The sequence below is a fragment of the Marinomonas profundimaris genome (assembly GCF_000508165.1).
GTDB lineage: Bacteria > Pseudomonadota > Gammaproteobacteria > Pseudomonadales > Marinomonadaceae > Marinomonas > Marinomonas profundimaris.
In genome coordinates, this window is record NZ_AYOZ01000034.1 from 283681 (window position 1) to 293933 (window position 10253).

At 43.9% G+C, this 10253-nt stretch carries 8 protein-coding genes; 5 read left to right on the forward strand and 3 right to left on the reverse strand.

Annotated elements, in window-relative coordinates:
• Positions 1-12: 12 nt before the first annotated feature.
• Positions 13-732, forward strand: a complete 720-nt coding sequence (locus D104_RS32115) for an NAD(P)H-flavin reductase (RefSeq protein WP_024024765.1) — start codon at positions 13-15, stop codon at positions 730-732.
• A gap of 78 nt (positions 733-810) precedes the next feature.
• On the opposite strand, the gene D104_RS32120 is transcribed toward D104_RS32115, so the two are convergent.
• Positions 811-1083 carry a YfcL family protein gene (locus D104_RS32120; RefSeq protein ID WP_024024766.1) on the reverse strand — a complete coding sequence of 91 codons (273 nt, stop codon included), beginning with the start codon at positions 1081-1083 and terminating at the stop codon, positions 811-813.
• Between the two features lie 96 nt (positions 1084-1179).
• Positions 1180-2676 (reverse strand): malate dehydrogenase (quinone), encoded by a 1497-nt coding sequence (mqo, locus tag D104_RS32125; RefSeq protein ID WP_084546038.1) that lies wholly within the window; start codon positions 2674-2676, stop codon positions 1180-1182.
• A 393-nt stretch (positions 2677-3069) separates the two neighbouring features.
• Here mqo and D104_RS32130 point away from each other — a divergent pair, with 393 nt between their 5' ends.
• Entirely contained in the window at positions 3070-3471 is a 402-nt protein-coding gene (locus D104_RS32130) for a CBS domain-containing protein (RefSeq protein ID WP_024024768.1), read from the forward strand.
• A gap of 2 nt (positions 3472-3473) precedes the next feature.
• On the opposite strand, the gene hslO is transcribed toward D104_RS32130, so the two are convergent.
• Positions 3474-4349: an Hsp33 family molecular chaperone HslO gene (hslO, locus tag D104_RS32135; RefSeq protein WP_024024769.1), complete on the reverse strand. Its 876-nt coding sequence runs from the start codon at positions 4347-4349 to the stop codon at positions 3474-3476.
• A 244-nt stretch (positions 4350-4593) separates the two neighbouring features.
• Here hslO and D104_RS32140 point away from each other — a divergent pair, with 244 nt between their 5' ends.
• From D104_RS32140 to ppk1, 3 genes are all read left to right on the forward strand, one after another.
• Positions 4594-6516 (forward strand): ABC-F family ATP-binding cassette domain-containing protein, encoded by a 1923-nt coding sequence (locus D104_RS32140; RefSeq protein ID WP_024024770.1) that lies wholly within the window; start codon positions 4594-4596, stop codon positions 6514-6516.
• 145 nt (positions 6517-6661) lie between these two features.
• Positions 6662-7651: a porphobilinogen synthase gene (hemB, locus tag D104_RS32145; RefSeq protein WP_024024771.1), complete on the forward strand. Its 990-nt coding sequence runs from the start codon at positions 6662-6664 to the stop codon at positions 7649-7651.
• 152 nt (positions 7652-7803) lie between these two features.
• Entirely contained in the window at positions 7804-10023 is a 2220-nt protein-coding gene (gene ppk1, locus D104_RS32150; protein WP_024024772.1) for a polyphosphate kinase 1, read from the forward strand.
• Positions 10024-10253 lie beyond the last annotated feature (230 nt).

Sequence of the window (10253 nt, forward strand, 5' to 3'; positions counted from 1 at the left end):
CGGAGCCGTCACATGAAAGAGATTACCGCGAAGGTAAACACCGTTGAACTTATTAACAAAGATGTCTACCAAATTAACCTACAAGTAGATGACCTATCTTTCTCAGCAGGTCAGTACCTAATGGTAGTATTACCAACCGGTGAACAGGTTCCTTACTCTATTGGCAGCGCCCCACACGAATTGCCTCAGGTGATTTTGTATATTCTTGTTTCTGACGTGGCATCATTGGCCAATAAAGTCGTTGAATACATCAAGTCAAATGCCGAAATTACAATAAAAGCACCAGGCGGCGACTGCCACTCCCATAATCCCGTTTTAGATTCGAATCCAGAACATATTTTACTCATCGCCGGCGGAACGGGTTTCTCTCAAATAAAAAGCGTATACAGCGATTTGGTTGAGAAAAACTTTCAAGGTAACGTGTCTTTTTATTGGGGACTCAGAAGCGCAGAAGATGTCTTTGCTCAAGAATGGTTAGAAGAAGCCCATAAATACTCACCGTTCACACTAGACGTCATCGTGAACGAAGAAAGTGACCAGTGGCACGGAAGAAGCGGCTGGTTATATGAAGCCATTCTGAACGATCACCCGGATCTAAGCAATTGCGTGGCGCTCATCAGTGGTTCAGTAAACATGGTATACGGCACACTGGATCAATTAGAGTCCAAAGGCTTGAACAAAGATCGTTGTTTTTCTGATGTTTTTGCTTATGCACCACATCCAGGAAAATAGACGCCTTCGATAAAAAAGCATTTAAAAAGGGAGGCAATCTGACATTGCCTCCCTTTTTAAATAACGTAATCGTTATGATTAAGCAGCATGCTTACAAATTGATTGCCATAGCGTAGTAATACTTTCTTGATCCGACTCAGTCACACCTTCTGCCTCTAGTGTTTCTTGCAGAACCCCGCTAAAGGCTTGATCGAATTCATTTTGACCTTCGCCTTCAACACTACTGTGCAAACCTAAAAGCCCCAAAAGATAAGCGCAATAAAAAAGTTGATCGCCTTCTTCAGCACCATGTTCAATTTCTCGTAATCTGTCACACAATTGATCTGCGCGCTCAGCAAAATTCATTGTCATATTAAGTCTCAAAGTTAGTTCTTTTATTGGCCGTTAAAAATACAAAAAAGCCGGGGAAATGACCCAGCTTTTTTATGTATAGCGAAATCGCTTATTTTAAGGCTTTAACTCTAGTGTCGCCAAAGTATGAGCACGGATAGAGAGTAATAAATCCGTATTCTCTACCAAGGATTCTCCATAAGAAGGCACCATTACTTTCATTTTGGTTTGCCAATCTGTCGAAGCGAAACGGTCATGGAAACAACGTTCCAAAATACCAATCATGGTATTTACTGTCGTTGATGCGCCAGGCGACGCGCCAAGTAAAGCCGCCAATGAACCGTCTTCGGTCGTAATGGCTTCTGTTCCGAACTCCAGCTTTCCACCCGTTTCTTCGTCTTTTTTGATGATTTGAACTCGTTGCCCAGCGTACGCAAGCTCCCAATCTTCATCCTTTGCATCCGGAAAAAACTGGCGCAAAGAGTTGCAACGATCTTTATGAGATTGCATCACTTCACTAATCAAGTAACGCGTCAAATCCATATTGTTTTTACCAACACTCAGCATTGGTTTTATGTTGTCAAATCGCACACTTTTAGGCAGGTCAAAAAACGAACCTGTTTTCAAAAACTTCGTCGTAAAACCAGCAAATGGGCCAAACAATATGGCTTTCTTACCATCAATGATGCGTGTGTCCAAATGGGGAACAGACATTGGAGGCGCACCGATTGGCGCCGCGCCGTAGACCTTGGCAAAGTGCTGCTCAACCAATTCTGGCTTCTCGCAGACTAACCATTGACCACTAACAGGGAAACCACCAAAGCCTTTACCTTCCTTCACTTCTGCTTTTTGCAGAAGAGGTAACGCACCACCGCCCGCGCCTAGGAAAACAAATTTTGCGTCAATAACTTTACGCGCGCCATTTTGCTCAATGTCAACATCCCATCGACCATCGGCTTTTTTCTTTAATGCTTTTACTTCGGTGTTTAGGCTCAGCTCAAAGTTATCCAGCCCTTCTAAGTGCTTACTCATATTACGAGCAATGGCACCAAAGTTCACATCGGTACCATGCTCTACACGTGTGGCAGCAAGTGGTTCGCTATCGTCACGGTTATTCATAATAAGAGGCATCCACTCTTTCATTTTTTCACGGTCTTCCGTGTATTGCATTTCTTTGAAAGCTGGGTGTGCACTCATGGCAACATGGCGTGCTTTTAACATATTGACGTTACGTTCACCCCATACAAAACTTTGATGAGGTACGCGGTGTATAAACTCTTGAGGAGCAGGCATTAAACCTTGCTCAACAAGGTAGGACCAAAATTGCAGGCTGATTTCAAAAGCAGCGTTAATATTAACGGCCTTATCTATATTAACGGAGCCATCATCATTTTCAGACGTATAATTGAGTTCGCAATATGCAGCATGGCCCGTTCCCGCATTGTTCCAGCCATCTGTACTTTCTTTTGCAATACCACCCAATCGCTCAACCATCATCATGGTCATGCTAGGGTCTAATTGCTTTAGTAACACTCCTAAGGTGGTGCTCATCGCACCGCCTCCGACTAGTAAAACGTCTACAGAATTTGAGGTCATATGATTTCGCCGTGTCATAGCCAATTGTGAATTGGAGAGTGATTTAGAAAGACGGCTTTTGGCCAACAACCTGTGCTTTAGAAAACACGGCTTTACTTTCCTCTCGCCCTCTTCAGAAGGCCTTAAGTGCAGAGGATGTTTAAAAAACAAACAACTCAAAAGGTTCTGATTAGGTGTACGATGATTATACGGATTTTGAAGACAATGTCTTGAGACCTTAGTATAAGAATGTGGATATATTCATACCTAGAATATCAAGGTAATGGGGATTTTATTGACTTTAGCAGCATGAAAGGCGATGTTAACGACAGTAATAAAAAACCTGCTTCTATTTAGCCAGTATATTTAAAAACTAATGTTCAGTATAAATATCCGAAATCTTCTCATAATGAACCAAACGGGGATATGACGATGAAAGCACAAGATATCATGGTTACCAATGTCATTTGCGTGGATATGGACGACCGCTTACCCAATGTGCGGAAAACCATGGCAAGCCATGAATTTCACCACCTTCCTGTCACAGAAAAAGGCAAGCTTGTCGGTATCATTTCAGACAGAGATCTTTTGCGTTTTATTAGCCCATTTATTGACAGTGCATCTGAACAACCCAGAGATTTAGACACGTTAAACCATGCCGCCCATCAAGTCATGACACGCCAACCTATTGCGGTAAAAGCAAACACATCAATAGAAGAGATTGTTGCTTGGTTTAAGCGAGTGGACATATCTTGTCTGCCCGTTATCGATGAGCAAGAACAGGTCATAGGCATTATTTCGTGGCGTGATTTGATTAACCACGCCACATTTTAGCGTTAATGTGTTTTCGCTTGATCGCCTAACAAATCCGCCAGTTCATCTTCGGTAAATTCGTACTTTTCCGCACAAAACTGACAATCAACCATCACACTACCTTGCTCAATCAAAAGCTCACGAATTTCTTCCGAGCCAAGTGACATAACAGCGTCCAGCGTACGCTGACGAGAACACGAACAACCAAACTGCATTGGTTTAGTATCGTAAAGACGAACCTCTTCTTCATGATACAAACGATGCAGTAAAACCTCCGTTTCAAGACCAAGTAACTCTTCTTCTTTAACGGTAGAAGCCAACTGCGTAAAACGTTCCCACGCGTCTTCATCGCCTTCTTTCGCCTGCTCAAGCGGTAATCGTTGTAAGAATAAACCGCCACACTGAGCACCATTCGCTGCCAACCACACTCGGCTAGGCAATTGCTCAGATTGAGAGAAGTACTGTTCAAGGCATTCGGATAAAGTATCGCCCACTATTTCGACAATCCCTTGATAACGCTGACCATTGCGCGGTTGAATCGTAATGGCTAGATAACCTCCATCTAACACGTCTTTTAAAGAAAACGTGTCTGGAATATCTTGGTTTTCATCCCATTGTGCAATGCCGCGAAGATTTTGATTTTCATCACACTCCGTCATCAAGGTCGACAAAAAACCATTGCCTTTCGCTTGAATCGATAGCACGCCATCAATTTTAATAATGTCACGCAACAACGCGATCGCGGCGACGAATTCACCAAGAAGCTTTTCCAGCGATAACGGGTATTGTTTGCGCTTAATGATTTCTTGATAAGCACTGTTCAATAACACCCGCTCACCGCGGACATTGGTATTATCGAATGAAAAACGCTGTATTTCATTTATGGTTACATTATTCACAAATCACACCTTTCTCAGACAAACGGCCTGAGTAAAAAATTTCAAATTAAGATTACTGTCATTTTACCCTTGAGCGGGTCAATCATCCAATTTAAAAACGTCATTAACTGGGGATTTGTACTTGGAATATGCACGCTTGCTATTTCGTTTACGCGAACAGCACTCTAAAATGTTCAGCATTGCATTCAACCATGAAGCACCTAATTTTATTCCTCATGATAGAGGTAAGAGATTCTTAGTTTTTATGATCCAGTTTTCTGAAGTTAGCTTACAACGCGGCACTCAATTCTTATTGGAAGACGCCGACCTTACTATTTTTGAAGGCCAAAAAATCGGCCTAATTGGCGCAAACGGTGCCGGTAAATCGTCTTTATTTGCCATGATCAAAGGCGAGCTCCACGCCGACACAGGCGAAGTCATTCTCCCAGGGCAGCGCCGTATTTCCTTCATGGCACAAGAAGTGGAGGAAACACAGCGATCGGCACTGGACTATTGCTTAGACGGCGACGATAGACTGCGAACAATAGAAAAGAACATCGCTAAATCGCAAGCTAACGGTGACGACCATGCTCATGCAAGCTGGCTAGGCGAATTTGAAAACGCGCAAGGCTACACCGCCCAATCACGAGGCGAAACACTGCTTCAAGGATTAGGTTTCAAAATGGCCGATATGCAAAGGCCTGTATCGGACTTTTCTGGTGGTTGGCGAATTCGTTTGAATCTGGCGAAAGCTTTAATGTGCCCTTCCGATGTGCTTTTGCTCGATGAGCCGACAAACCATTTGGATTTAGACGCCGTCATGTGGCTTGAAAACTGGCTTCGCCAATACCCTGGCACCCTCGTTTTGATTTCCCATGACCGAGACTTTCTTGATGGTATTTGCAGTCATATCGTTCACCTCTATCAGAAGAAACTTACCCTTTATAAAGGCAACTACTCTGACTACGAACGCCAGCGTGCCGAACACCTCGCTCAGCAACAAGCGAACCATGAAAAACAGGTAGAGAAACGCGCCCATCTACAACAATACGTCGATCGTTTTCGCTTTAAGGCGGATAAAGCCAAGCAAGCACAAAGTCGTCTTAGAATGTTGGAAAAGATGGAGATCATTGGGCCTGCTCATATTGACTCTCAATTTGAGTTTTCTATTCCCGTGGCGGAAAAAACGTCACAATTATTGATCAATCTATCGCAAGCGGATCTAGGTTACACATCCGACACTGGTGTGGAATCCGTGCAACTTGGCAATAGTAACTTCGCCCTTCGCGATGGTCAGCGCATTGGATTACTTGGTCCAAACGGCGCGGGTAAATCAACGCTAATCAAATCCATCGTCGGCGAGATATCGGTTTTATCAGGCGAAAAAGTCACCGGAGAAAATCTAAAAATCGGTTACTTCTCTCAACACCAATTGAGTGCATTAGACTTAGAAGCGTCACCACTTCTTCACATACAACGATTGTCGCCAAAAGTCCTAGAAAGTGACATTCGCCGTTATTTAGGTGGATTCGGATTTGTGGGTGATGACGCACTCAGAGCCGTGAAAGGTTTTTCTGGTGGTGAAAAGGCCAGACTCGCCTTATCTCTTATCGCGTGGACGAAGCCCAATCTTCTTGTACTCGATGAGCCAACAAACCATCTCGACATAGACATGCGCCAAGCGCTAACAGAAGCGTTGCAAGAATTCCCTGGTTCCATTTTGCTGGTTTCCCACGATCGTCATTTACTTAACAGCACCGTCGATGAGTTTTATCTCGTCGCAGACAATCAAATCCAAGCCTTTGACGGAGATCTTCCGGCCTATCATGCTTGGTTACAAGCAAGACAAGCCAGTGCCGCACAAGTGGAGAAAGGCGAATCAAACATAGCAAAAGTGGATAAAACGGATCGCAAAGAAGAGCGACGCAAAGCCGCAGAAATGCGTGAGAAACTGCGCCCGCTTCGTAAACAAATCGAGAAACATGAAAAAGCTGTGCAAACAGCGCAAGATCATCTCGACAAAATTTCAGGGGCGATGTCCGATTCATCGCTTTATGAAGCAGAGCAAAGAGAAAAGCTGCAAGGTTTATTGAACGATGAAACCAAATGGAAAAAATCGCTCGCAGAAAGTGAAGAGGCTTGGTTTGAAGCACAAGAAGAATTAGAAGAAGCGGAAGCTCTCTTATGATAAGCCGGTAAAAAGGACTCATAACAGAAGGTCTGTTAAGAACACGTAAAGTATTGCGTTAGCACAAAGCTTTTAAACGTCGACTGACTTAATATTGTCATAATTGTCACGTAAATTCATACCCAGCGAACAGGAGCGATATTGGATGACATTTCCATACACTCGTATGCGCCGCATGCGTAAAAATGATTTTTCTCGCCGACTTATGCGTGAGCATCGTCTAACAACAGACGATCTAATCTATCCAATGTTTATTCTTGAAGGTAGCAAGATCCGCGAAGCCATTCCTTCTATGCCAAATATCGATCGTGTTTCTATCGATTTACTTCTGGAAGAAGCCAAAGAACTGGTCGAACTAGGCATTCCTACGATTGCATTATTTCCGGTTATCTCTGGCGATAAAAAATCCCTACTAGCGGAAGAAGCCTATAACCCAAATGGGTTGGTACAACGTGCTGTTCGAGCGCTTAAAGACGCGCATCCTGAGCTAGGTGTGATTACCGATGTTGCATTAGACCCTTATACCACGCACGGACAAGATGGCATCATCGATGACTCTGGTTATGTGTTAAATGACATCACCGTCGATACGCTTGTGAAACAAGCACTATCCCACGCGAAAGCCGGCGCGGATGTTGTCGCGCCCTCAGACATGATGGATGGCCGCATTGGTGAAATTCGAGAAGAGCTCGAAGCCGAAGGGTTCATTAATACATTAATCATGGCGTATGCCGCCAAATACGCTTCTGCGTATTACGGTCCATTTCGTGACGCGATTGGTTCCAGCGGAAACCTGGGTAAAGGCAACAAATTTACTTATCAAATCGATCCTGCTAATTCAAACGAAGCCATTCGTGAAGTGATGCTCGATTTGGACGAAGGTGCCGATATGGTCATGGTAAAACCTGGTATGCCGTATCTAGACATTGTTCGTCGCGTAAAAACAGAATTGGAAGTACCAACCTTTGCCTACCAAGTCAGTGGAGAATATGCCATGCACATGGCGGCATTCCAGAATGGTTGGCTCGATAAAGACACGGTTATGATGGAGTCGCTCTTGGCCTTTAAACGCGCTGGCGCTGACGGCATCCTGACTTATTTTGCAAAAGACGCAGCACGCCTGCTTAAAAACTAAAAATTCGCCACTTATCGCACAAATAAACGAATAGAATCGGTGACCAGCAGGCTGCGTTGGTGTAATTTGTTATGACATGCCTACATAAGTAGGCAATAAGAACAAAGATACCAACAATATAATTAAACGGTATTTGGAGATAATAGGAACACATGTCTGAGCAGTCTGCGAACGAAATAGAAAAAAAAGAATCGTCCTCTAATCGGCCAATTGAACTCGATGCTGAACTCGTTTTAGAACCCATACCGGAGCAACCGCAAGATCCTACCAAAATAGCCATTGAGGAGCGCATACCGGAAGAAATAGACTTGGCTGACCCTGAGCTGTATTTCAACCGCGAATTAAGCCATTTGCAATTCAATGCTCGCGTACTCGAACAGGCAATGGATGAGAACCATCCGGTCTTAAACAGATTGATGTTCTTGTGTATTTTCAGCTCAAACATGGACGAATTTTTTGAAATCCGCGTTGCGGGTTTAAAAAGCCAACTTGAATACAGCCGCGAGAAAAACGGTCCGGATGGCATGCACCCTAAAAAAGTCTTAGGGTTAATCAGCGAACAAGCTCATAAACTTGTTCGCCGCCAATACCGCATTCTGAATGATATTATTTTGCCTAAGCTTGCGACGGTAAATGTAAACTTTATTCGCAGAACGGTTTGGAATGAAAAACAAGCCACTTGGGTGAAGCGCTATTTTCGCGACAATGTGCTCCCTATTATCAGTCCGATTGGTCTTGATCCTGCACATCCATTTCCTCGGCTCGCCAACAAAACCTTTAACTTTGTTGTTGAGCTAGAAGGCCGTGATGCTTTTGGCCGTGAAAATGGGTTAGCGATTGTACCTGCACCCAGTTCATTACCGCGACTGGTAAAACTGCCTGATGATGTTTGTGAAGGTGGAGACAATCTTGTTTTTTTATCGTCTATTATTCATGCCCATGCAGACCAGCTATTCCCTGGAATGACGGTAAAAGGCTGTTTCCAATTCCGCCTAACTCGAAATGCAGACCTAGAGGTAGACTCAGATGACATTGGGGTCGATTTGGCTGGCGCTCTGCGTACCGAATTGCAAAGTCGACATTATGGCAGCTCGGTACGATTAGAGATTGCTGATAATTGCCCCGCGCATATTGTTGACTCTTTGCTAAAACAATTTGATTTAGAACAGCAAGATTTGTATCGCATTGATGGGCCAGTTAACTTAAGTCGTCTTATGGCGGTCCTTGAATTAGTCGATCGCCCAGACTTAATGTACCCTCCTTTTTCTCCTGGTTTACCCAGAAAACTGGCCAGTTCTGGTGGCTTGTTTGAGGCGATTCGCCAACGCGACTATCTGCTAATGCATCCGTTTGAAAGCTTTTCACCAGTCATAGATCTATTAAGTGAGGCGGCTAAAGACCCAAGTGTTGTGGCAATTCGTCAAACACTCTATCGAACTGGCGCCCGCTCTCCTATTGCTAACGCGCTAGTAGAAGCGGCTCGTAACGGCAAAGAAGTGACGGTCGTCATTGAATTAAGAGCCCGCTTTGACGAAGCCGAAAACTTAGCCTTGGCAAGCCGCTTACAAGACGCTGGTGCAATTGTTGTTTATGGCGTTGTTCGCCACAAAACACACGCCAAAATGATCTTGATCGTACGCAGAGAAGGCTCAGACCTAACTCGATACGTACACTTAGGAACAGGTAACTATCACGCGGGCAATGCAAGGCTTTATACCGATTACAGCTTCATGACTTGCAATAAAGACATTGGCGACGATGTTCATCGTGTCTTTCAGCAATTGACAGGAATGAGCAAAGAATTAAAGGTCAAAAAATTATTGCATGCACCGTTTACATTACGTGATCGCCTGCTTGAAATGATCAACCGTGAAGCAGAGAATGCACAGAAAGGCGAACCGTCTCGTATTATTATTAAGGTAAACGCCTTAACCGAACAAAAGCTCGTTCAAGCCCTCTATAAAGCATCACAAGCTGGCGTGAAAATCGACTTAATTATCCGAGGCATTTGCACCCTCCGCCCAGGTATCAAGGGAATATCTTCTAATATTCGAGTTCGTAGTATTATAGGTAGGTTCCTAGAGCACACGCGTGTTTATTACTTTTATAACAATCGTAACCCTCAGGTATATCTATCCAGCGCGGACGGTATGGATCGAAACTTAAACAACCGAATCGAAGTGGCTTTCCCACTGCAAGATTACAAACAAACTCGACGTGTTAAGAAGGAGCTTGAGTATTATTTAACAGACAATACTCAAAGTTGGATTCTACAGAGTGATGGGTCCTATCAACTTTCGAAACCACGAAAAGGCGAATACCGTAGCGCTCAACGCCTGCTGCTAAGTGAATTAGCAGACAATACCCGCTAATGATTTCACCTTATCTATACACAAAGTCCAGTATCATGCTGGGCTTTTTTGTGCATAAAACTAACGTTTATCCCCAAACAAGCAAGACGATCAGATCCTTTCAAGAATCAAAATCAACACAACTAAATGGTACCAAAAATAGCTTCAGTACGTGGGCGTTTTCACTCAAGGACTTCCCCTGAGCCGTTTTCTCAGCCCCTTTTATCAGCCACTTATTTCAGACGTAAAAA